This is a genomic window from Microcoleus sp. PH2017_35_SFW_U_B, from assembly GCF_020737865.1.
Taxonomy (GTDB): domain Bacteria; phylum Cyanobacteriota; class Cyanobacteriia; order Cyanobacteriales; family Microcoleaceae; genus Microcoleus.
The window spans coordinates 1-21,893 of sequence record NZ_JAEQDE010000068.1; the positions used below are offsets into that span (position 1 = coordinate 1).

Here is a 21,893-nt window from a genome sequence, read left to right on the forward strand (position 1 = left end):
AATATTTGCCCTCATGGCAACGTTCTGAAACTTTACCAAAATGGGATATCACGATTATCCCATTTTGACTGGTATTTTATTTGTCCGCGAGTCCCTAACGGCTAACTGTTAACTTTTAAAATTTTGTTAAGTTTAGTTAAAAAACTTTCTTTTTTTTGAGGATTGCCACTTGCTTTTCAGGGCTATTGACTGTATAATTTAATAATTGAAATATAAGTATTTATCAAAAAAATAAAAAATATTCCCATTATCAAATAGTATCATACATAAGTCAAACAATCAATCCCGCAACCTGAAAATTTGGGGTGATTTTTTTTCAATTATTTTTTTACCATAAAGAATTGGTTGAAAGCCCGCCCGCCCGATCGCCCTTGAGAAATCAAAAGAAGACGATTCATTACTCCAATCCTCTTCCTTCCTTTGTCAAGTGCTGTCAACTGTCAACTGTCAACTGTCAACTGTCAACTGTCAACTGAACATCGCCCTTGGAGCAGCCAAGCAAAGGATAAAAACTGCTAGCAAGGCTAAGGCTACTGAGGGGGAGCAGGCTGAGTATTTTTGGTAGGAAGAGTCGGTTGAGGGGTTAATTTTTGGAAGTAAAGACCGCCGACTGTTAGTAAGAATATTGTATAACCAACAGCTTGCAAAAGATAGATTCGATCGCGGTATCCAAAGAGCGCTTTGAGAATCACTCCCGGAAATTGTCGATCGGGCAAAACTCCCGCTACATTCCACACCATCGGGCCTAAAATACAAGAGTGGAGTTGTGCAGTGCGATCGTAAAAAACACAAATTGCTGCATACTGGCTATCCGTCTGGGACAAAATGGCAGCGGAGGCGTCAAAATGTTTGAGTGCAGAGACTGCTAAACCGGCGACGATTAGCAATAATAAGATTCCCATAAATTTGAAAAACTGGCGGATATCGATTTTGACACCCCATTTAAAAATTAGGGAACCAATGATTGCAGCCCCAAGCAAACCGCCCACAGCACCTAAAGCTGGAGTTAAACCTTGTTGAAATTGAGCGCTGATAAATATAACTGTTTCAAAACCTTCGCGAAGTACGGCGATAAAAATTAAGCCGAATACGCCCCACCCAGCATTCGTGTTTGATTTTAAAGCTGCGGTAAGTGCGCCTTCAACTTCGGCTTTGAGAAAGCGGGCTTGCTGAGTCATCCAAATTAGCATCCAGCTTAGCATGGCGATCGCAAAAATTCCCAATACGCCTTCTAATAGCTGTTTAATTACGGGTGCGTAAGGCTGATTTGATGTTGATAGTGCTGCGAGCAATCCATTGAATAAAACACCGACAAAACCGCTAGCAGCAATGCCGGCTGCGATACCTGCATAAACCCAAGAATTGAGGTGAGTTTGGTCGGCTTTTTTCAAGCAAGCTAGGACAATTCCGACGACTAAGGCGGCTTCTACGCCTTCACGGAGAGTAATTACAAAGGTTGGGATGGCTTCAGTAAAGTTCATTTTTTGATAACTGCTAATTTGTAGTTAGTGTTTAGTCTTTAGCAACTTTTATTTTAGCGCTGGCAGAATATCAATTTATTGATCCGCGAAGGCGCGTTAGGCGAAGCCGCGCGTAAGCGCTAGGGCGTGAAGGAATAGAAACTAAGAGAAGGACTTATAGCCTTTCTCAAAAAGATGAGGTATGACTGACAGGTTATTATAACCCTTGAACGTATAGGGATCTCTTCCCAACAACGTCCGCGAATATGAGAGCTAGATACGCTATAGATACTCTTAAGGCGGTTCTGGAGTAACTAATGACAATGACGAATGGTAAGGTGCGTCGCTTTGAGATTGTCTATTTTTTTTGAGTGATTCTTTGTACCGACGCACCCTACGACTAATGACTAAATCAACTGTAATCCCGCAGCATTTTTTTGAGTTCCACTTGGTGCAATTCTTCTTGTCCAATTAGAGTGCGGGCGTATTCTTCGAGATAAACGCTGGAGTCTGTGACGACTTCTAGTAAGGATTTATACTTTTTAAGCGCTTTTTTCTCGTGATTTAAACTTTCTTCCAACAAGTCTTTGATGGAGTGTTTGTATGTTTCTTCGATGGGGGCAATTTTTTGGCTGGGATGTCCGTCTAAACCTGTTAAAATTTCTCCGGCTTGTTGGGCGTGGAGTAGGGATTCGGTTGCTTGTGCTTGAAAAAACTGCACGATGGGAATTCGGTTTGGCCCTGTCACCATTAGTGCATAGTGGGTGTAGCGCACTACTCCTGCTAGTTCCCATTCCATGATGGTGCATAGCAGTTCTTGGGTTTTTTTCTCGTCGAGTTCTTTCATTTGCTATTTTCGATCTAAGATGCAGTCAAGAGCAGTTGTCATAATATCACATTTTTTAATTTAATAGCAATATAGCAATATCGAATGCAAAACTCGGATTACCGTCACGCGGCTAATGTCTCGATTGGAAGAGGAAAAAGTTATCGATCGCTCCCGCCCTCAGTACATCGTTTTAACTTAGCATTTTTGACATTTCTGATAATTATTATAATTATCAGAAATAAAGGAATTTTTTAACCCCACATGCACACAGAAAAACGCAGATACCCAAAAAGTATCTGCGTTTGTACTTCGACTGATTATTTAAGTCGTCACCAATGCCTTCAGCAGATAAGCGCGAGTTCCTGTTTGGTTTACGCCCTTCGCATCTCTGTAGGTGTAACTGCCATAGGCAGAAATATCGCCAAAGTTATTGATGCCAGTAGCGTTAGTTAATGTCACATTCGAGCCGCCAAAGCTCGGATTTGTGAGGATCAAACTGTTCAAGTCTTTGATAGTGCCGTTGTTCCAGACAAAAGCGCGGTTTTGAAGGCTCGAATTCTGGGAGACGCCGACCACTTGACCGAATTGGTTGATGCCAGCGGCGGCACCGGTTGCACCGCCAAGGCTGCCGATGTTGATTTTTTGACCGTTTTGCAAGAGGAAGGGTGAGCTTGTGGCTGTAGCCCCAGTGCCACCGCTCGTACTACCGATGATTTGACCGCTATCGTTGATGTCACGGAGAGTGGCTTGTTCTGCCCCAAAGGTGCCGAGGTTGGTTAGTTTATATTTACCGTCTGCGCCTTTTTCCCACAACGCCGCAGTGTTTACGGTCTTGTCGTTGAGTCCGTCACTGTCAACTTCGCCGACAATTACACTCTTATTGTTAATTCCAACCGCTCTACCTGTGTCACCGCCCAAATCTGGCAGGGGGTTGATGAAACCTTCGCTTGAATAAAAGGCGCGGGTGCGATTTGAGGCTGTTGAGGTAGAACCGGGCCCGTAGATGTGGCGGCCAGCAATTTCGTTTTTGTTGTTGATGTCGAAGAAGTAGCTTTCAACACCACCCAAATCGGTGATTTGTAGGGTGTAATCGCCACCAGCCTCCCTTTGCCACAGCAAGCCGCGGTCTGTGGCTCGACCGGCAAATTCATCGCTTGTACCGGCGATCGCACCTAGATCATTGATGGCCGCAGTAAAGCCGCCACCACCGCGCTGAGTAACCTCTTTTCCGGTATTGTCACCGCCGCCATTTTTGATGCCAGTGCTAGTCAGTGGCTTGAACTCCCCATTTTCCCAAACAAATCCTTGATTGCGGAAGCCTGTGCCACTTACTTCGGTGGTTTGGGAACGACCAACTATTTGTCCTTTGTCGTTAATAGCATTAGCTTGGGTGGCATTGCCTGTGGGTGCGATCGAACCTAGGTCAATAGCCTGGTAGCGGTACAGCGGGATATCGTTGGAAAGGAGAGCTTTTTGTACTCCCGTAGCTACGTCTTTGATGGTTGCCAACAAGTCATCTCCGGCTTTGATTAGGGTGTTGCCCATTTCGGTGACAAAGGAGAGGAATTGGCCCGCGAGGCTGCCGCCTAAGCGCAGTTTATCTGTACTCCCATTAAATCCAGATATGGTAACGGAACCAGGGCCTGCTTCGAGAACGATTTGATCGCTACCATTGCCAAGGGAAACTGTATCGTTGCCAGTTCCTGGTTTGATCAAGTTATCGCCGTCGCCTGCGTTGATGTTGTCATCGCCGGCACCGGTGTAGATTTGGTCGTTGCCACTACCTGCGGTGACGAAATCGTTGCCACTACCTGTAACCACGCGGTTGTTGCCTTTGCCTGCGAAGACGCGGTTGTTACCTTCTCCGGCATTGATGATGTCATTGCCTGTTTGAGCGTAGATGGTATCGTCACCTGGGCTGCCGACGATGCTTTTATTACCTTCGCTAGCGAAGATGCTGGTGGCTTTTGCCCCGGCATTGATGATGTCTTTACCAGTGCCTGCAAAAAGTGTACCGCTGCCATCGCCTGTGATTAGGCTGTCATTATCTAGTAGTTTAATTTCGCTGGCGGTTCTTTCTGAATTGAGGGTGCTGGGTGAGCCAATCGACTTTGCAATCAGACTATTCAACTGCGACAAGTCACTGGATATTCCTAAGTCTGCAATAGCAGTATTGGGAAACAGGGGAAATGATGTATTCAACAAGTTATCGGGAACCATTAGAAACTCCTTTGATATGTATGTTTGGGTTGTATTTGAGCGCGTGTAAAACTACACCCTGAAGTTAGACTTTGGGATCAAGATTGATGCTATAATCTCGAAAAAACCTGATGAGAATTGAGTCGATGCCGCACTGGAAAAATCTCAAACCTTTTGCAATGACTAAAGGTTCGCCCTATCCAGTAAATGACTAATATTAGTTTTACGGGTTAACTTCCAATACTCCGCTAGGAGCGAATACTACCGTAAACTTAGCTGCGGGTACTGTCGCCTTGGTGCTGCCTGTCTGGGAAGACTTCAGCATATTTGGCAGGGGGGTTTCTTGGGTGTAATCCTTGGCTGGTTGGTTGAGGGGCTCGAAGTTGCCGATCGCCCCGTCTTGACTTGCAGTGACTCGATAGACTAGATTTTGAGTGAATGTGGGAGTAGCTTGCCAAGTCTGATTTATGCGATCGTACACTTTGAGAGCTAACTCATCTAGTTTGGTGCGATCGGTAATTTCCGCTGTCTGATTAGTGACCTCAACCGCCTGAACTTCCTGCTTACCTGCTGACACAGGCAATGCTTGGACAGTCTTATCTGTAGGGCTACTCGCAATAGCCGTTTCAGGAGACTTATTAGCAACAGGTGCAATTTCAGGAGACTTTTCAGGCAGTTTTTTTGTGCTATCAACAGCTAAAGCCGGAGGTGTTGTGCTAGTCGCCATAGCTGGCTCCGCCGGTTTATTAGCAACAGCATTAACATCTGCTACCTTAGCGGGATCTTTCCCCTCAATTGTCAAAGACTTGACGTAAATACCGCGAAACTTTTCTTTTTGAGTGACACGCCACATGGCGATGGGATAAGTCACACAAAAAAGAGTAAAAACTCCTACGCCAACCCAAACAAATTTGTGCATCTCCCTCGCTGGAAGTGGCTTATTTTTAGTTTCCATTGACAACAAACCTCGTATTACTTAAGTTAACGGCAAATAGGGAAATAGAGGATGCCAACACATAGCTGTGGCGGCAACTAATAAGCCAAACATCCATAAAAATATGGTGCGGCTTTTAATGTTCTTATTCTTCCATAAAGCATGGAGAATGGGCCAACTGACAAGCCAACCGACAAGCAACATAGTTTCTTTGCCAGTGTAACTGCCGATATTTCCCCACAATTCGTTATCAGTCTTGCTTCCGGGAATCCAAGTACCGAGATTCCAAACAAGTTTTTCTGTGGCTTTGGATGTGTCTGACAAGTGGTGAGTTACCATCATTGTAAAACAGCCAATTCCAGCACTAATTAATGCGGCAGCCGCAGGACCAGAATCTTTAGGCGGAGTTTCTGCTCCGTCAGCTAAAGCATTGGGGAAGCGTTTTAGATTAGTCCAAATTTTGCCGTAAAAAGGTTCATTTGCAGCAGATTTGTCACGGGAAAACTGTCGAGTCATTGCAGAAATCTCCTAAGTTTGAAAATTGGTAATTAGCTGTTGCTAATAGTGTCAAAATAAACAGGCAAGATGACTGTTCCACAAAAAATAAATGTTTTCGTGGGGTGGGCTTCTAGCCCGCACATAAGAAGATTATTGCGAATAGTGCAAAATCTTAGATCAACTAACTATTTACTAAAGAGCGTGAATTTTAGCAACACCAAGTCCGCTCACCATGCCGCCCATTGCAAAAAACATGATTGCCATCAAAGCTACAGACGTGGCTGCTAAAACGGGGCGATTTTTTTTCTCTAAAATTGAGTCGCCATAGTGCCACAAAATCCACGCACAAGCTACTGTCAAAGGCAATGTAAATAGCACGCTAAATTCGTGATATTCCATCAAAATGTACTGGACTAAAGGCGAGTTTGATTTCAGCCAAGCACGAGCTCCGCCAAAATCTGCGCCTGCTCGATAGCGCATATATGATAAGTTGCCGGTAGCAATGGCTAAAAAACTCAAAAGAGTTGACCAAAAGGCTAATGTACGCATTTGTGGCAAGATTTTACCGACTCCCCGTAGCAAGGGAAATGCTAAGTGTCCGGTATAAGCCATGACTACTAATGCCAACATTGAACCCATGCCGTGAATGGTTCCCATCCATCGCTGCCAAGGGCTGGGATGGAGTAGGTTAACGAAAGGCATAAACAGAAATAAACCAGCGGATAAAATGCTCAGCCCGTAGACAGAAACTTGAGCAATATCTAATTGTCTGGGAAATTCAGATGGAACTAAATCGGTAGTTGATTTTTCGATTGAATTTTGCACCGCTATCGGGCCTCATTGAGTTTGGATTGTTCGGGAACGTATTTGAGAATAGTTGCATTAGTATTTTGACTTTCTTGAGAATACAAGCCGTGCGGAGGAGTCGATCGCACATTCACGCGATCGATCGCCTTAAAATACTGCTAAAAGGACATTAACTAGCAATAGAATCCGGCTTTTTAGTTTTTAGAGCACCCAAAACTTTTACTTTTACTGCTTACTCGGCATTTCTACCGCTTCTTTTAGAAAGCAAGTAATGCAACTAATTCTCAAGAACCGATAATAAGGGACATTATTGACTTTTAGTCTTTTGTTAATTTTATTTTAAGATTTGCGTCAAAGCTTGATTCTTCAGGGATTTTACTGCCAGGTCGATCGCGAATTATTGATAATAGTTATCAAAAAGCCGATAATACGTGGCTTCTGAAACCAAAATCGGCAAAAATCCCCCCAGAGGGGATTGTAAAGTTTTGTAAAAAATAGTTGACTAAAAGGTTGGGAGTTCTCATGTTTTGGAGATATCGATGCACATACCTGATGGTTTTCTTTCACCGCCCGTAGCAATTGCCACGGGCATAGCAAGCGCAGCATTTATTGCAGTTGCCCTAAATCGAACCCGCGCCAGTCTTGGGTTGCGACAAGCTCCAGTCATGGGTTTAACCACGGCTTTTGTGTTTGCGGCCCAGATGATTAACTTTCCTGTAGCAGGTGGCACCAGCGGGCACTTGCTGGGAGGCGCACTAGCTTCCGTGGTTTTGGGTAGCCCTTGGGCGGCAACTCTGGCGATGAGTACGGTTTTTATAATTCAGAGCGTCTTGTTTGCGGATGGGGGCATCACCGCACTGGGAGCGAATATTTTTAATATGGGGCTAGTCGGAATTTGGGTGGGTTGGTGGCTGTTGCAGCCATTGCAGCAACTATTGGGAGGTTCCAGAAATCGTTTGCCGCTAGCTGCGGGGATTGCAGCCGCTCTCAGCGTTGTTGCTGCTTCGATTTGTGTGGCGATTGAATTGGCAATTTCGGGCACAGTAGAGCTGAATATCGCATTGCCAGCAATGGTAGGTATTCATATTTTAATTGGGATTGGTGAAGGGCTAATTACAGGCGGTGTTTTAACTTATCTCGTGAAAGTACGGCCGGATTTGTTACCAGGAGAACAGCCACAATTACAGAAATGGTTAGTGCCAGTAATTGGGGTGTTATTAATTAGTGGCGTGCTTTCATTGTTTGCTTCAAGTTGGCCTGATGGGTTAGAAGCGGTAGCAGAACAATACGGTTTTAAAGATAAAGAAGCTGTGGCGATTGAGATTCCAACTCCTCTCGCTGGTTACGGTGTTAAAGGATTAGAAGAACAACCAATAGGTACTAGCATTGCTGGAGTTTTAGGCTCTGCTATTTGTTTCGGTACGGCTTTTGGGATTGCTCAGTTGGTGAAATCTAAAGATGCTTAAACTTTCCATACCTTTTCGATTGCGACTGTCTCTCACAATTGTGATTGGGATTGGTTTTATGAAGACAGGTGCTTGGCTGTGGCTGGGCATTTATGGGGCGATCGCACTTTTTTGGTCACTTTGGCTGAAAGCACCGCTGCGAACCCTGCTGCAACTATTAGGAGCAGAATTAATTTTCCTCTCCTTATTAGTGCTACCACAAGGTTGGGAACGAGCGAGTTTTCTGTTGCTGCGTTCCCTCATTTGCTTGCTAGTTATGAACAGTTTTCTGCTAACTTTGCCGCCACACAGCTTCGGAATTGCCCTGAAAGGATTGCCCCTACCAGCAGGCTTACAAGAGATTGTGCTTTTAGCTGGACAATACTTAGAAATATTGCTCGCAGAAGTCAACCGGATGAAACGATCCGCTCAACTGCGAGGTTTGTCGGGTAGCGTGGGATGGCTGAGATACGCCAGTGCTTCGATGATAGGAGCGCTTTATTTGCGAAGTCTCGATCGCGCCGAGAGAGTCCACGCAGCCATGATGATTCGTGGCTACAAAGGCAGTTTGCCCGCCGACTCAAAATCAACACCAAAAGAGCGACTCTGGCTGACAGTCACGATTTTAACCGCAGCCGGATTAACAATAGCTTCTTACGGTAATTGGTAATTGGTAATTGGTAATTGGTAATTGGTAATTGGTAATTGGTAATTGGTAATTGGTAATTGGTAATTGTTACTTCTTCCCTCTTGCTTCTTCCTTTTCTCTTTCCCTCTCTGCGGCCTCTGCGGTCTCTGCGGCTAAATACTCTTAATCCTAAAATTGAGGTAAATAAAATTGACTAATCTCAAAGTTGTGCCAACAATCGAAGTACAAGACTTAGTATTCGGATATCCGCAGCAAAAACCTGTATTGCAAGGAATTTCCTTCACCTTACAACCGGGAGAAAGAGTTGCCTTACTTGGTTTGACAGGCGCTGGAAAAAGCACTTTGCTGGAAAATTTAATCGGCTTAAAAATGCCACAATCTGGCGAGGTGAGAGTGCAGGGAACTAAGCTGGAACAGGCAACTTTATCGGAAGCGCGTAAGCAGATTGGATTTTGTTTTCAAGATGCGAATGACCAGCTATTTATGCCGACTATTTTAGAGGATGTGATGTTCGGGCCACGCAATTATGGAGTACCAGAGGGAGTTGCGCGCGATCGGGCTTTAGCACTATTAGACGAATTCCGTTTGGTTGAATTTGCCAACCGTTCGGCCCACGAGCTTTCTGGGGGTCAAAGAAGGTTGGCAGCATTAGCTGCAATTTTAGCATTAGAGCCGGCAATTTTAATTTTGGATGAGCCTACAAATGGACTAGATCCGTCGTGGCGGAGGCATTTGGCTAAGGTTTTGTCGCAATTGCCGATCGAGGTAATTTTGATCGCTTCCCACGATTTGAACTGGATTGGGAAAACGACTCAAAGGGCGTTAGTCTTGGCTGATGGTCAGATTCGGGTGGATGAACAAACTCAAGAATTGCTCAAAGATCGATCGACTCTTGAATATTACAATTTACCGCCAGATTGGTAATTAGTAATTAGTCATTAGTCATTGGTCATTGGTCATTAGTCATTAGTCATTAGTCATTAGTCATTAGTCATTGGTAATTTGAACCAACTGTCAACTGTCAACTGTCAACTGTCAACTGTCAATGGCTTTGATTAAAGCTGGAATTTGCGAACAGTCTCGTTGTACAGATGAATAGCTAAATCCCGAAGAACTTCTTCATTCTCAATATGACTTCCTAGCTTCTGTTTCGCCGAGTTGATGCACATTTGCATTAAGTCGGCGGAACTTTCGACGTAAAGCGCGATCGCCCTTTGCTGTTCTTCAAAACCAATCTCGACTTCCCCGAGCATTGGTACCGATTGACAATTAGCAGATTGGTCTAAGTTTGCCCCAATTCTTTCCTGTTTTCTCCTTTGCACTTCCTCGGAAAAACCAGAAGCAATTATCCCTGCGGGTAGCGCAAAAATCCCGATTCCCAAAAATGCTAAAATTGCTCCTAAAAATTTACCTAAAGGAGTGATAGGATAAATATCGCCGTAGCCGACAGTCGTCAATGTCACAACTCCCCACCACATTGAATCGAGGATACTCCCAAAAGCTTTGGGATGCGCTTCGTATTCAACAAAATACATGATGCTAGAGGCAAATATTAACAGAATGAAAACTGCAAAAGCTGTGGCGATTAATTCTTCTTTTTTTGCGTACAATACTGCTCCCATAGTTCGCACTGAGTGTGAATAACGGCTCATTTTTAGCAGCCGTAACAAACGCAACAGGCGAATTAAATTGATGAAGCTTAACTCGGGAAATAACAGCACTGTAAAAAATGGCAATATTGAAACTAAATCTATTAGACTTAGTGGTGTCAGACTGTATCTCAATCTTCCCCAAAGCGGGTGGCTATATCTGCGATCTACTGTACATACCCACAGCCTCAAACCATATTCTATTGTAAATACTAAGGATGCAACAATTTCGATCTTTTCTAGAATACTTTTTTGTTCTTGGGAGAAACTGGGGGAAGTAGAAGCAATAAAAGCTGCAACATTTATCAGAATCAAACCAGTGATAATAATATTGCCTGCTAAGCTGTATAAATTGCTACGCTCTGAACCTTCTAAGATTTCATGAATTATTGGTCTGAGTTGTTTTTGCACCTGAGTTTCTCCTAAACAATTAGCAATTCATGCTCGCCCTTTACCATAGCTTAAGAAGTTTTTTTGAAAACGTCAGTAGGATTTGTGAGGAGGGCTAAAAATCTGGTTATTTCAGAGATGTTTTCGTTGCAAAACTCCATATTGATCGGGGAAAGTGGGTGGTTTGGGGCAACGGCATTTTAGTAAAATTTAGAGTTAATCTGGAAGGAATCGCCAACTATTACTGGATTTGCAGGCAAACATCATGAAGGTAGCCGTATTCAGCACCAAATCCTACGATCGCACTTTTCTGACAGCAGCCAACGCCGACAAACACGAGTTGGTGTTTTTTGAACCGCGCCTGAACCTGGAAACTAGCGTTCTGACTGCTGGATTTCCGGCAGTCTGCGCCTTCGTTAACGACTCTTTGGACGCAAAAACGCTCCAGGCGATCGCCCAAAATGGTGTTCGGTTGTTGGCTTTGCGATCGGCCGGATTCAATCACGTCGATTTAGCCGCAGCCCGCGATTTAGGCTTAACTCTTCTCCGAGTTCCCGCTTATTCTCCCTACGCCGTCGCCGAACACGCAGTCGCAATGATTTTGTCCCTCAACCGCAAAATCCACCGCGCCTACAACCGAGTCCGCGAAGGGAATTTTGCCCTAGACGGCTTGTTGGGTTTTGACCTCCACGGTAAAACGGTGGGAATCGTCGGAACTGGCAAAATAGGCGCGCTAACTGCCAAAATTCTGCACGGATTCGGCTGTCGCTTGCTGGGATACGATGTTTCCCCAAACCCCGATTGCTTAGCCTTGGGGATGGAATACGTGGCGCTGGCCCAACTGTTCGCCAACTCTGATATTGTCAGCCTCCACTGTCCGCTGATACCAGAAACTTATCATTTAATCGGTGCAGAGGCGATCGGGCAAATGAAACCGGGGATGATGTTGATCAATACCAGTCGCGGTCAGTTGATCGACACTAAAGCTGTTACCAAAGGACTGAAGTCTGGTAGAATTGGCTACCTCGGCTTAGATGTTTACGAACAAGAGACGGATCTGTTTTTTGAGGATTTGTCAAATCAGGTGATTCAAGACGACGTATTTCAGCGCTTGCTGACTTTTCCCAACGTCCTGATTACCGGACATCAAGCTTTTTTCACCGAGGAAGCGTTGCAAAATATCGCTGAAACCACGATCGGCAATATCACCGATTTTGAACAAGGGCGCACTTGTCCCAATCAAATCGACCTCAGGGAAGTGAAAAAATGAGTCAAAAGAGCGATTTGTCAACGGAGGCAATTGTTTAAAATCAACCCATATCGTTATTTTTGCTTGCAATTGGTGAAGCTCTGCCTTAATCTCATCAATTAGCCCCAGCAGCCTGAATGCTTTGCTAATTGCCAGATAATTATATTGGCAGCAACTCAAAGCGTGCAATTTTACTTGACAACGGAGGAATTATCCCATGACCCAAGCTAACTTTTCTGACGACACGCAAACTATCACTGAAGTTGTGACAGTAGACCTAGTGAGTGACCAGCCAGGGGTCATCACTACAATGACCTCAGAAACTCCAGGGAGCCAGTCCCAAGATATTAAAGATCAAATTCTCACAATTTTGTCCGAGCTTCCAGCTTATCTCTCAACCTTTTTTGTTGAATATCAAAAACCTCTGATAACTATTGGTTTAATCCTGGCAGGCGCTATTAGTATTAAGGTAACGCTGGGAGTTTTAGATGCTCTTAATGATGTCCCTTTGGTAGCTCCATTTTTTGAGTTGATTGGTATCGGATATACGGGTTGGTTTGTTTACCGCTATTTGCTCAATGCTACTAGCCGCAAAGAGTTGTTGACGGAAATTGATTCTTTAAAAGAACAAGTTGTCGGTCAAGATTCTTAATTAGACAGTTGACAGTTGACAGTTGACAGTTGACAGTTGACAGCTCGCTTAGAGAAGGGTTGACAGAAGGAAAAGGGAATATTGAGAGCATCTCAGTTTTGCATTTGTATGTAGTGCTGTCCCTGATCGCGAGCGGGGACAGCACTGTAAAAAAATGTTTTTTGAAAAAATGACATACTCCCGGGAATATTTTCCAAATCTTCCCCTCTCCCCCTCTCAATTCGGATGGCAAACTTGTTGCAAAGTGGCGGTAAAGTCGGGGTAGGAAATGGCAGCGGCTTCGGCCCGGTGAATGTTAGTAATACCTGTAGCGTTGAGGGCTGCGATCGCCAAACTCATCGCTATTCTGTGATCGGTGTAGCTGTCAACATCCGCGCCAGTTAAAGGAGTTCCCCCGGTAATTTCCAAACCGTCTGGTAACTCGGTAATTTTGGCTCCCATGCGGTTGAGTTCCGCAGCAGTCACGGCCAGCCGATCGCTCTCTTTGACTCGCAACTCGGCCGCATCTCGAATGATGGTAGTACCCGACGCAAAGGCTGCGGCTACTGCCAAAATGGGGATTTCGTCAATCAGTCGGGGAATTAAGTCGCCAGCAATGGTGCATCCCCGCAACTGTGGGGAAGAGCGAACCAAGATATCTGCTACCGGTTCCCCCGCAGCATCTCGCTGATTTTGCAGTTCAATGTCCGCCCCCATCATCTCCAAAGCTTCCAAAATACCTGTACGAGTGGGATTGACACCGACATTTTCGACTACGAGTTCGGAACCTGGGACGATCGCCCCAGCAACTAGCCAAAATGCCGCCGAACTAATATCTCCCGGTACAATTACATTCTGTCCTTGCAGTTGCGCTGGGCCACTGACTGTCACGCTACAAGTTTCTGGATCGACGCTCAATTTAGCTCCAAACGCCCGCAGCATCCGCTCGCTGTGATCCCGCGACAGAGAGGGTTCTGTGACTGTAGTATCTCCATGGGCCATCAAACCGGCTAGCAAAATGCAGGATTTAACTTGAGCTGAGGCGATCGGCGAATGGTAGTGAATCCCTTTTAACTGCTGTCCGAGTATCCCTAAAGGAGCTAAAGAATTGCTCTTTCTACCCCAAATTTGCGCGCCCATTTGTTGCAGCGGCTTAATTACGCGTGACATGGGGCGCGATCGCAAAGAACTGTCACCCGTTACCGCATAAAAACGCCCCGGATGAGAGGCTAAAATTCCCAACATCAACCGCATCGTCGTGCCGGAATTACCCGCGTCCAAGACTTCCAGAGGCTCCTGTAACTCACCAATTCCAACGCCCCGGACAGTCACCCGTTCCTCGTTGAGTTCCGAAACAGAGGCTCCCAGAAGGGAGAAACATTTAGCAGTGCTGCGGGGGTCTTCTCCTAGCAGCAGTCCCTCAATTGTAGTTTCACCGCGGGCGATCGCACCCAACATCAAAGCGCGGTGAGAAATCGACTTATCGCCCGGAACTCGAATCCTGCCTCGCAGCGACAAGCCCGAGGCAGGTTTTTGAATGCTTAAAGTTTGACTTTCGCTCTTGGGCGAAGTAGTTATAATGGCAGCTTGCATGAGATAGACTAGGATGGGACGGCGTTAGCTATCCTAACCTTTTCCCAGTCATAAGTCATACCATTTTAGATTTTAGATTTTAAATTTTAGATTGGGGAATGACAGACTGCATAAGGGTTGGGAGCAGGTGGATACAGTTCCATTATTTACTAAAACTGCGATCGGCTACAGGGGAGAGGAGATACCACTGCATGGATTTTACCTGAATTTCACAATTACAGTCCGTATATCTGCTGAGATTTCAGGTTCAGCTCTGAGTTATCGATCGGATAATTGACTTTGGACTGAACAAATTTATATTTCTGACTGCGAATTGTAGATTTTGTATTTTTTTACCAAAAGCTCCGGAATTTAGAGCCCAGATAATCTAAAATCTAAAATCTAAAATCAAAACTCTAAAATCTCAAACTGCCCGAACCACAATAACTCCTACACTTTTATTTATGCTGACGCATCATCGCAAGCCTGTAAGTTTATCGCTAGTATCCACAGATTTACCTTTGTGGTCAGTTGTTGAAACCGCTGGTACCCTGTATCAAAAAGACCGGGATCGCTTTCACTTGTTGTTGCACGAACCAGCAATACTCGATCGGCAATTTTCCGACGCATCTGACACATCTGGCGAGCAAGTTACGATCTTGCCCACAACTACAAAACCCCGGTTGCTGTGGCTGGAAGTTTCGCCCTATCGAGTGATTATGACGATGCAAGGAAACGGCAAGTACAGTTACCGCCACTGCTGGGAACGCGGAATGTACGGCCTGAGCCGTTATTGGCTTCAGGGCGAATCGCTGGCGACTCCCGAACAGTTGCGCCTCCGAAACTTCACCCGCAACTTGACCCTGACAGGCAAGCCGGAACCGGAACACCTGCGGTTAGAATATGAGTTGTGGTCGGAAAAAGTACAACTCGGTTCCTATATTTTGAATCTAGAAATTCATCATTAAATTTGGGAATTGGGCATTGGGCATTGGGCATTGGGAATGGGTAATTAGTCAGAAGTCATTGGTTATGATGTAGGCGATCGCCAAAAACAATAACATCTTGCTGGATATTATAATTGATTTTCTGGTTGTTTTTGTAATTACCTATTTAGCGATCGCTCTTACAATAATTAATGAGTTTTTCAGTCAAAGCGTCTTGATCTTTGGCTGCTTGATTTGCTCGCTGTCCCGCTTGGACAATATCCGCTTTAGCTTTTTTGATTTGCTCTCGACCTTCTATACTTGTAGAAGCCCGATTTCCTGCCTCAAGAGCTTTGCCCATGTCACCGATTCCTTGACCCATTTCCCCGAAAAATTTAACCGACGGCGCCTGAATTTCTTTGAGGGTTGCATCTGTGATTCGCAAAGCTTCAATTTGTTTAGCTGTCTGGTTCAAATCTTTAGCTAAGTTCTTGCTCGTTGCAGCATCGTAGGTGCCGTTCTTAAAATTGATGAGAGCGTTGCCTTTGGTGACAATTGCAATAAGTTTGGTACACTGGACAGTTCGGTTATCGCCGCTGCAACTAATCGTCAGCGTACAGCAAGCAACAACTACGAACAGGATGGCAATTTGTTTGCGAAAAAAGTACATGAATCCTCGGTTGCAAAAAGTAAATTATGGGATGTTGTAGTAGAGTGTTTCAGTCGATTTTCCATTTTTAGATTTGAGATTTACTCCTCGATCTGAATCTGGGGGCTTTAACTGGGGTCTAAAATTGGGAGCGATCGCTTGACAGGGGTACGTCGAACGGTATCCGTTTTTTGGCAAGGGCGATCGATATATCCACTGTCAAAACACTCCTGCGGCTTTCAGACACGCTCTGCTAAACTAAACTACGTAGCCGTTTAGGAACTATGGTCAAAAACAGCAATAACCTACAGAAGGGCAGCATTTGGGGATATCTTACCCTGCTTTTGCCTATTTGCTTGACGGCGGTTGCCAGTTTCGAGTCGGGAACGATGTTTTGGGCGATCGCCACCACAGCGGGCGTTGCTTGGGCTTACAAGCTTTACCAGCAGCAGCAAAAACACAGACTCGCTCATTTAGACTCGGTTTTCTACAGGTTGATCAAGGAAAATCAAGGGCGAGTTACGGCCTTGGATTTGGCGATGAATGCGAAACTCCCGGGAGAAAAGGTTCAAGAATATCTCGACGAACGGGCTCTTGAGTTTGCCGCCGATTTTCAAGTAACCGAAGAAGGCGGAATTTTGTATTATTTTCAAATAGCCCCCACTGTCACTCAAAGCGAAACACCTAATGTCGCAATAGCTGTTCAAGAGCCTCCCACAAATCGGGAAAAAGCACAAGAGAAAAAACCAAATTTATTTCCGATTGCTCAAACCAAGACTCCTCAAAAGCCCAAAATCTCTTTTACCCAAACAGAACTTTCCCGCAGGTTCAAGGTTCATGCAAGTACGATCGGCAAATGGAAAGTTAAGCCAGAGTTTGCTCAGTGGAGTAGCGAAAAAGACCCGGAGGCGATCGCCTGGGAATATTCTACAGACAACAAGCGATTTTATCCCAAAGATTGATCGGAACAGTTGACAGTTGACAGTTGACAGTTGTTGACAGTTGACAGTTGTTGACAGTTGACAGTTGTTGACAGTTGACAGTTGACAGTTGACAGTTGTTGACAGTTGACAGTTGACAGTTGTTGACAGTTGACAGTTGACAGTTGACAGTTGACAGTTGACAGTTGATAGTTGACAGTTGGAAGAGGGAGAAAGACATAAACAGCAAGCTTTTTAGCGATCCGTATTGTAGATTTAATTAGGTGGACTTACTTGTGGGTTCAAATATACAAAGAAACCGGGTTTATACGAAGTTCTGCGGTTGGTAACGAAGAATTTCGGAATAAAGGGGGTTTTTGAAACTCGATCGCGTCCTGGAAAGATTATGCTCGCTGTTGACCGATCGACCTCTTTTAGGTTAGTTTAAGTAAAATCCTGTTTAATAGAGTTTGCCCGATAAATATCGGTAAATTCGATCGCCATATCTGTTCATTTTTTCTTCTATGTCCACACCAACCTTGCGAGTAATCGCGCGCCTCGTAGCCTTTCCCGACAAAGTAGCAGAACTTAAATCTCTACTTCTGAGCATTATGGAGCCAACTCGCCAAGAAGAAGGCTGCATCAAATACGAACTTCTCCAAAATCAAGCCGATCCTACAGATTTTACCTTCCTTGAAGAGTGGGAAAGTGCAGCTTTGCTCGAACAGCATCTCGCCTCAACTCACATTCAAGCCGCAGTGAAGAAATTAGACGGTTTAGCAGTTGCGCTTCCAGATATTCGCCGCTATGAATTGTTAGCTTAATTGGTTTTTAGGTTGAGTTAAATTAATGTCTGCTACATCTTCGATACCCCCTAACAGATAGGTACGTAGTTGGGATGCGAGCCCTCTTTAGACATACATATAAAGAGGGCTGAAGCCCAACTACGTACCTAAATTTCTATGATGGCTACTATAAAACCCCCTTAATAAAGGTGGAAGAAGAGTTAGAGTTAAAATTGTAGCAATTTCCGAGATTTTTATGACAGTAGCAACAATCAAGCAGTTATTTACTTATCCAATTAAAGGGCTAACACCGCAAGCAATGTCGGAGTTTGCTTTAACGAAAGGACATGGTATTAAGGGCGATCGCGCTTTTGCGCTGCTGTTTACAGATTATCTTGAAGGTGCAAAGATGCCCGCCTATAGCGCGTCTTGGATTAGCAAAAAATATTTGGCGGTTCAAAACGATTGGCCTCTGCTAGCAGCTTTGGAATGCCATTATCAACCGGAAACGGCTGTTTTAACAGTCAAGCGTCAAGGAGTTGCAGTGTTGTCAGCAGAAACGAACACAACAGCGGGGCGCGATCGCATCAGCACTTTTTTTACCGACTATCTGGCGGCGACTCAACCAACAAAAGAAGCGAGACACCCGCAGTTTGCACCTTTGCGGTTAATCGGTAACAGTAGTGGGGAAACTCGTTATCCCGATCGAGAACCGGTACATATTTCTCTCCTCAGTCAAGCTACACTCGATCGATTAACCGAAGTCGCCCAGCAAAATATAGATGTGGGCAGATTTCGCCCAAATGTTGTGCTAGAGGGCATTTCAGCTTGGTCGGAATTTGAGTTAATCGGAAAACAGTTTCAATTAGGTGCAGCACGGATCGAAGTTACAGCACGAATTGGTCGCTGTGTCAACGTAGAAGTAAATCCACAAACGGGCGATCGAGATATAGCCCTACTCAGTTTACTACAACAAGAATTTGGTCACGCACAAACAGGAGTTTTAGCCAAAATCATCAACAGCGGTACAGTTAAAATCGGCGATAATTTGAATTACTAGAAAACCGGGCGGTTGAAACCGCGTCTATACAGACAAAACCCGCCTCCGCGGGTTGAATAAAACCGAGCGATTGAAACCGCCGTCTGATCTTGTGGGGTGGGCATCTTGCCCGCCCCAAATAGGATGCTCACCCTTCCTCCGAAATCCGCACCTTATTACCAATTAACTTCAGAAAACTCACTCCAAAATGTTGAATTTCCAAAAAATTAGCATAAGCAGGAGTTGACTTATAAACTCTAAAAGTCCGCATAATTCCCAAAGTTGCCGCACTCTCCAGCGGGCCAACAAAGCTAGTATCTCTGTCCAAAAAATGAGACTGCTTAGCCCAGTGAGCCATCTGTTCCGCATTCAAAAAATAGCAACCGGAATGAGGATTCAAAGTCCGCTCAAAAGAGATTGGCTGTTCCATAATTTTCCCTGCCAACTGCGGCTGCTCCTCCACATTTTGAAATTTAGCAGTAGCTCCTGGCACTAAATCACCATCAATATATGCTTTAAAAACAGCACCTTGAGGCGATACTTCATAGCGATTGGGTTGCAACAAATTTCCATGTCCACCATGATGAGTAAACCAATTTAATTTACTAAAAAACCACGGATCGTGGAGAACTAAATCATCTTCCAAATAACAGAAATAATCGTATTTGTTAAGGCAAGAACGCAAAACAGCCTGACACTCAAACCCCAACAGCAGCGGTTCGCATTTGGTAGCGTGGTGCATAAAAGACCTCGGCTGCACAGGTAGTTGAGGCAAAAGGTGATAACCTTGAGTAGTGCAAACAACAATATCGATTTCGTGCTTTTGAGATTGATTTGCTGGGATAGTGGCACATTCGCCAATGTCAATCATGCACTGAGATTTGCCATACAAAGCTTGCAGCGAAGTCACGCAAGCTGTTAAAGCATTGATGCGCGGTTGCGGATCGTTTCGTTGGGAAGCGTGTTTCCCGTCGCCGCTGGGATTGTAGAAGTGAGCAATAGTGAATAGGATTCGCATTTGTGTTTATCAACAATTAAAAATTAAACAATAAAACGGAAGACTGGGCGGTTGAAACCGCGTTTATACAGACAAAACCTGCCTCCGCAGGTTGAAGACTGGACGGTTAAAATTACGTTATTCTCTTGAGTCCGCGGAGGCGGACATCGTTTGTATAGCAGCGGTTTCAACCGCCGTCTTATCCGCCGTCTTGTCCGATCGCAAGCGTATTGCACAAAAACCCCTATAAATCTTACCGCATTCAGTCGGTAAACAACTCAGGCAATCGCGATCGCAACTCAGCGTTTAAACGTGGCAACTCATCTCGCATTTGCAAGTACCAGTCTCGGCGCTCGCGGTAGTGCCCGCACAGCAAGCGGTTGTCGCGCACCCATTCGTAAGCATTCGCGGCTATTTCCTGGCGCATAGAAGTGTCGGAAATCAGCGAATTTAGCTTAGTTTCAAACTCTTTTTCATGTTTGTAAATCAATCCGGTTTCACCTTCTACTATCGAATGTTCGTACACTGTGGGACTCGCCAAAACCGCTACTCCTCGCGCCGCACATTCAATGAATTTTAAGTCAGATTTCATTTCGTTAACCGGGTTGACAACGAGCGGCAGCAAAGCTATATCGCAACTGTACATGATTTCTTGATACCGTTCGTAACTGCAAAAAGATTCAAATTCCTTTTGCTGTATTTCCAAAGATTCAAAAAATCTGCGATCGTGGATAACTTTAACTCGAATCAGGTGTTTGTGTGCAGCTAAAACTCGATTCAGTGCTGCCATAATTGGCTGCCAATCATTCTCGCGGTTGAGCGCGCCAAAAAATATCGTGACGGTATGTTCTGCTGGATAGATTCGCGGCGGAGGTAGATAGGCTAGTTGATTGGGAAATACGGCAACATTATGATTGTAGTGACGCAAAATTTTGGCTAGCGGTTCTGTGGTAGTTTGAACGCAGTGACAGCCCCGATAGCTGAGGTAATTATTGTCTGCGTATTCGCGGCGGCGGACGGGATTGTCGTCAATTTCGGCTACTATTAAATAGTCTTGTTTTAGTAGTTCTTTGAGTTTGGGAATGTAAGCCGGATATTGCATGATTGTCCGTTGCCAGACGAAGACTTTTTCTTCTCCCGGAAACTCGGTAATTAATGCTGCTGTTTTCACTCCCGATACGGTGCGGACACCGGGAATTGTGGCGCTAAATTTGTCCGGTTCCAGAACTCGCACGCGATCGCACCCTGTAGGAGCCATAATAATGGTTTGGATCAGCAGTCTGCGCGGCTGCACGGTCGATTTGGTCGATCGCACAATATAATATTCAGCACCAGTTTCCGTAGCAAAATCGCTGGATTTTAGCTCTAACGCCTTCACCATTGGATGCAGCAATTGCTGGAATTGGGCAAAATTTTCGGTTTTGTGTCCCTTCCCTTGCAATTCGTAAACCTGCAATCCGGCTTGAGCAAATAATGATTTAATACTTTCAAGGGTAAACCAGTGCTGCATCTTGCTGTCGGGATTTTCCCAATGTCCCCGCAACAGATTGACAATGCGCCGCCAGTATTGAACGTTGGGAATTGTGGCGAAAACTTGCCCCTCCGGCTTGAGTAAAGCACTGTACTGCTGTAGTATCTCCCAGGGGTTTTTGAGATAGGGTAGCAAGTCGCCAAAAATCAAGCAATCGACAGTTCCGGGTTCGATGTCGAGACTGGCGATCGCAATTTCTTCAATATCGGCTACCGCCACCCAGTTTAGCCGATCGACTGCAATTTTCGCTTTTTCGCGATCGCATTCAATGCCAATATACTGACAGTGGGGATTGATCAGCTTGTAGTGTTCGCCCCTAGAACCAGTACCGCAGCCAATTTCAACAATGACTTTAGCATCCGGCGGTAGCAGCTTGAAGAGGTCGTGGTTGGCGCGATCGATCACTTTCCCTAAAATTCCTGATTAGTTTGCCGTAAAATAAAGCAGAGCAATCCATGTCAACAGACCAGCAGACGAAGGTTAGCATGGCGATGCCAGTATACAATGGCGATCGGCACATTTGTCAAGCACCAAATTTTCGCGATGCCAACTCTTTCTCTTCCCTCTCTTCTGGCCCTCTGCGTACTCTGCATACTCTGCGGTTCATTTAAATCTTGTTCGCCAATCGTGCAAAGATTGATATACGTTAGCAAATATTCGGCAAAATTATAATTTGCGCTAAACCATACTCTCATGCAAGCTCAATTGAGGCGATCGATCGATTCGGCTGATTC

Annotated in this window: 21 protein-coding genes; 10 read left to right on the top strand and 11 right to left on the bottom strand. The window is 45.0% G+C overall.

Annotated elements, in window-relative coordinates:
• Window positions 1–530 precede the first annotated feature (530 nt).
• From JGK36_RS18915 to JGK36_RS18940, 6 genes are all read right to left on the bottom strand, one after another.
• Window positions 531–1,481: an FTR1 family protein gene (locus tag JGK36_RS18915; RefSeq protein ID WP_293183827.1), complete on the bottom strand. Its 951-nt coding sequence runs from the start codon at window positions 1,479–1,481 to the stop codon at window positions 531–533.
• Between the two features lie 391 nt (window positions 1,482–1,872).
• The gene (locus JGK36_RS18920) at window positions 1,873–2,307 is read right to left on the bottom strand and encodes a ferritin-like domain-containing protein (protein WP_293153590.1); all 435 of its coding nucleotides are present in this window, start codon (window positions 2,305–2,307) and stop codon (window positions 1,873–1,875) included.
• Between the two features lie 303 nt (window positions 2,308–2,610).
• On the bottom strand, window positions 2,611–4,509 hold the full coding sequence (locus JGK36_RS18925; RefSeq protein WP_293183830.1) for a DUF3466 family protein: 1,899 nt from the start codon (window positions 4,507–4,509) through the stop codon (window positions 2,611–2,613).
• A 202-nt stretch (window positions 4,510–4,711) separates the two neighbouring features.
• Complete coding sequence (locus tag JGK36_RS18930; protein ID WP_293183832.1) at window positions 4,712–5,443, bottom strand: hypothetical protein; 732 nt, start codon at window positions 5,441–5,443, stop codon at window positions 4,712–4,714.
• Window positions 5,444–5,464: 21 nt separating this feature from the next.
• Window positions 5,465–5,938, bottom strand: a complete 474-nt coding sequence (locus JGK36_RS18935; protein WP_293183834.1) for a hypothetical protein — start codon at window positions 5,936–5,938, stop codon at window positions 5,465–5,467.
• Window positions 5,939–6,112: 174 nt separating this feature from the next.
• Window positions 6,113–6,745: a hypothetical protein gene (locus JGK36_RS18940; protein WP_293183836.1), complete on the bottom strand. Its 633-nt coding sequence runs from the start codon at window positions 6,743–6,745 to the stop codon at window positions 6,113–6,115.
• A 521-nt stretch (window positions 6,746–7,266) separates the two neighbouring features.
• Here JGK36_RS18940 and JGK36_RS18945 point away from each other — a divergent pair.
• From JGK36_RS18945 to JGK36_RS18955, 3 genes are all read left to right on the top strand, one after another.
• The gene (locus JGK36_RS18945) at window positions 7,267–8,193 is read left to right on the top strand and encodes an energy-coupling factor ABC transporter permease (protein WP_293197823.1); all 927 of its coding nucleotides are present in this window, start codon (window positions 7,267–7,269) and stop codon (window positions 8,191–8,193) included.
• On the top strand, window positions 8,186–8,842 hold the full coding sequence (locus tag JGK36_RS18950) for an energy-coupling factor transporter transmembrane protein EcfT (RefSeq protein WP_293183840.1): 657 nt from the start codon (window positions 8,186–8,188) through the stop codon (window positions 8,840–8,842). The genes JGK36_RS18945 and JGK36_RS18950 overlap by 8 nt, the downstream gene beginning before the upstream one ends.
• A gap of 168 nt (window positions 8,843–9,010) precedes the next feature.
• On the top strand, window positions 9,011–9,745 hold the full coding sequence (locus tag JGK36_RS18955) for an energy-coupling factor ABC transporter ATP-binding protein (protein WP_293183842.1): 735 nt from the start codon (window positions 9,011–9,013) through the stop codon (window positions 9,743–9,745).
• Between the two features lie 131 nt (window positions 9,746–9,876).
• Here JGK36_RS18955 and JGK36_RS18960 read toward each other — a convergent pair whose 3' ends face one another.
• Complete coding sequence (locus JGK36_RS18960) at window positions 9,877–10,881, bottom strand: ion transporter (RefSeq protein ID WP_293183844.1); 1,005 nt, start codon at window positions 10,879–10,881, stop codon at window positions 9,877–9,879.
• 244 nt (window positions 10,882–11,125) lie between these two features.
• Between JGK36_RS18960 and JGK36_RS18965 the strand changes: the two genes are divergently transcribed.
• Window positions 11,126–12,130, top strand: a complete 1,005-nt coding sequence (locus JGK36_RS18965; RefSeq protein WP_293197821.1) for a 2-hydroxyacid dehydrogenase — start codon at window positions 11,126–11,128, stop codon at window positions 12,128–12,130.
• Window positions 12,131–12,326: 196 nt separating this feature from the next.
• Window positions 12,327–12,761 (top strand): CAAD domain-containing protein, encoded by a 435-nt coding sequence (locus tag JGK36_RS18970; protein ID WP_293197819.1) that lies wholly within the window; start codon window positions 12,327–12,329, stop codon window positions 12,759–12,761.
• Between the two features lie 216 nt (window positions 12,762–12,977).
• Here JGK36_RS18970 and aroA read toward each other — a convergent pair whose 3' ends face one another.
• Window positions 12,978–14,333, bottom strand: a complete 1,356-nt coding sequence (gene aroA, locus JGK36_RS18975; protein ID WP_293197818.1) for a 3-phosphoshikimate 1-carboxyvinyltransferase — start codon at window positions 14,331–14,333, stop codon at window positions 12,978–12,980.
• A 443-nt stretch (window positions 14,334–14,776) separates the two neighbouring features.
• On the opposite strand from aroA, the gene JGK36_RS18980 reads away from it, so the two are divergent.
• Complete coding sequence (locus JGK36_RS18980; protein WP_293183853.1) at window positions 14,777–15,280, top strand: hypothetical protein; 504 nt, start codon at window positions 14,777–14,779, stop codon at window positions 15,278–15,280.
• Window positions 15,281–15,425: 145 nt separating this feature from the next.
• Here the strand turns inward: JGK36_RS18980 and JGK36_RS18985 are convergent, their stop codons facing one another.
• Window positions 15,426–15,908, bottom strand: a complete 483-nt coding sequence (locus JGK36_RS18985) for a hypothetical protein (RefSeq protein WP_293183855.1) — start codon at window positions 15,906–15,908, stop codon at window positions 15,426–15,428.
• Between the two features lie 263 nt (window positions 15,909–16,171).
• Here JGK36_RS18985 and JGK36_RS18990 point away from each other — a divergent pair, with 263 nt between their 5' ends.
• The 3 genes from JGK36_RS18990 to JGK36_RS19000 all read left to right on the top strand — a co-directional run bounded on the left by JGK36_RS18990 (window position 16,172) and on the right by JGK36_RS19000 (window position 18,652).
• Window positions 16,172–16,849: a hypothetical protein gene (locus JGK36_RS18990; protein ID WP_293183857.1), complete on the top strand. Its 678-nt coding sequence runs from the start codon at window positions 16,172–16,174 to the stop codon at window positions 16,847–16,849.
• A 482-nt stretch (window positions 16,850–17,331) separates the two neighbouring features.
• Window positions 17,332–17,631, top strand: coding sequence for a putative quinol monooxygenase (locus tag JGK36_RS18995; RefSeq protein ID WP_293183860.1), 300 nt, complete (start codon window positions 17,332–17,334; stop codon window positions 17,629–17,631).
• 217 nt (window positions 17,632–17,848) lie between these two features.
• Window positions 17,849–18,652: an MOSC domain-containing protein gene (locus JGK36_RS19000; RefSeq protein WP_293197817.1), complete on the top strand. Its 804-nt coding sequence runs from the start codon at window positions 17,849–17,851 to the stop codon at window positions 18,650–18,652.
• 127 nt (window positions 18,653–18,779) lie between these two features.
• On the opposite strand, the gene JGK36_RS19005 is transcribed toward JGK36_RS19000, so the two are convergent.
• A complete protein-coding gene (locus JGK36_RS19005) occupies window positions 18,780–19,649 on the bottom strand; it encodes a calcium-binding protein (RefSeq protein ID WP_293197816.1) in 870 nt (289 codons plus the stop codon).
• 241 nt (window positions 19,650–19,890) lie between these two features.
• Entirely contained in the window at window positions 19,891–21,564 is a 1,674-nt protein-coding gene (locus JGK36_RS19010) for a methyltransferase domain-containing protein (RefSeq protein ID WP_293197815.1), read from the bottom strand.
• Between the two features lie 50 nt (window positions 21,565–21,614).
• On the opposite strand from JGK36_RS19010, the gene JGK36_RS19015 reads away from it, so the two are divergent.
• A complete protein-coding gene (locus JGK36_RS19015) occupies window positions 21,615–21,770 on the top strand; it encodes a hypothetical protein (protein ID WP_293201051.1) in 156 nt (51 codons plus the stop codon).
• Window positions 21,771–21,893 lie beyond the last annotated feature (123 nt).

Coding starts and splice junctions, on each gene's coding strand:
- JGK36_RS18920 (WP_293153590.1), bottom strand. CDS start 2,307: ATGAAAGAACTCGACGAGAAAAAAACCCAAGAACTGCTATGCACCATC.
- JGK36_RS18990 (WP_293183857.1), top strand. CDS start 16,172: ATGGTCAAAAACAGCAATAACCTACAGAAGGGCAGCATTTGGGGATAT.
- JGK36_RS18970 (WP_293197819.1), top strand. CDS start 12,327: ATGACCCAAGCTAACTTTTCTGACGACACGCAAACTATCACTGAAGTT.
- JGK36_RS18945 (WP_293197823.1), top strand. CDS start 7,267: ATGCACATACCTGATGGTTTTCTTTCACCGCCCGTAGCAATTGCCACG.
- JGK36_RS18925 (WP_293183830.1), bottom strand. CDS start 4,509: ATGGTTCCCGATAACTTGTTGAATACATCATTTCCCCTGTTTCCCAAT.
- aroA (WP_293197818.1), bottom strand. CDS start 14,333: ATGCAAGCTGCCATTATAACTACTTCGCCCAAGAGCGAAAGTCAAACT.
- JGK36_RS18915 (WP_293183827.1), bottom strand. CDS start 1,481: ATGAACTTTACTGAAGCCATCCCAACCTTTGTAATTACTCTCCGTGAA.
- JGK36_RS18935 (WP_293183834.1), bottom strand. CDS start 5,938: ATGACTCGACAGTTTTCCCGTGACAAATCTGCTGCAAATGAACCTTTT.
- JGK36_RS18965 (WP_293197821.1), top strand. CDS start 11,126: ATGAAGGTAGCCGTATTCAGCACCAAATCCTACGATCGCACTTTTCTG.
- JGK36_RS18985 (WP_293183855.1), bottom strand. CDS start 15,908: ATGTACTTTTTTCGCAAACAAATTGCCATCCTGTTCGTAGTTGTTGCT.
- JGK36_RS19005 (WP_293197816.1), bottom strand. CDS start 19,649: ATGCGAATCCTATTCACTATTGCTCACTTCTACAATCCCAGCGGCGAC.
- JGK36_RS18930 (WP_293183832.1), bottom strand. CDS start 5,443: ATGGAAACTAAAAATAAGCCACTTCCAGCGAGGGAGATGCACAAATTT.
- JGK36_RS19015 (WP_293201051.1), top strand. CDS start 21,615: ATGTCAACAGACCAGCAGACGAAGGTTAGCATGGCGATGCCAGTATAC.
- JGK36_RS18980 (WP_293183853.1), top strand. CDS start 14,777: ATGCTGACGCATCATCGCAAGCCTGTAAGTTTATCGCTAGTATCCACA.
- JGK36_RS19000 (WP_293197817.1), top strand. CDS start 17,849: ATGACAGTAGCAACAATCAAGCAGTTATTTACTTATCCAATTAAAGGG.
- JGK36_RS18995 (WP_293183860.1), top strand. CDS start 17,332: ATGTCCACACCAACCTTGCGAGTAATCGCGCGCCTCGTAGCCTTTCCC.
- JGK36_RS18950 (WP_293183840.1), top strand. CDS start 8,186: ATGCTTAAACTTTCCATACCTTTTCGATTGCGACTGTCTCTCACAATT.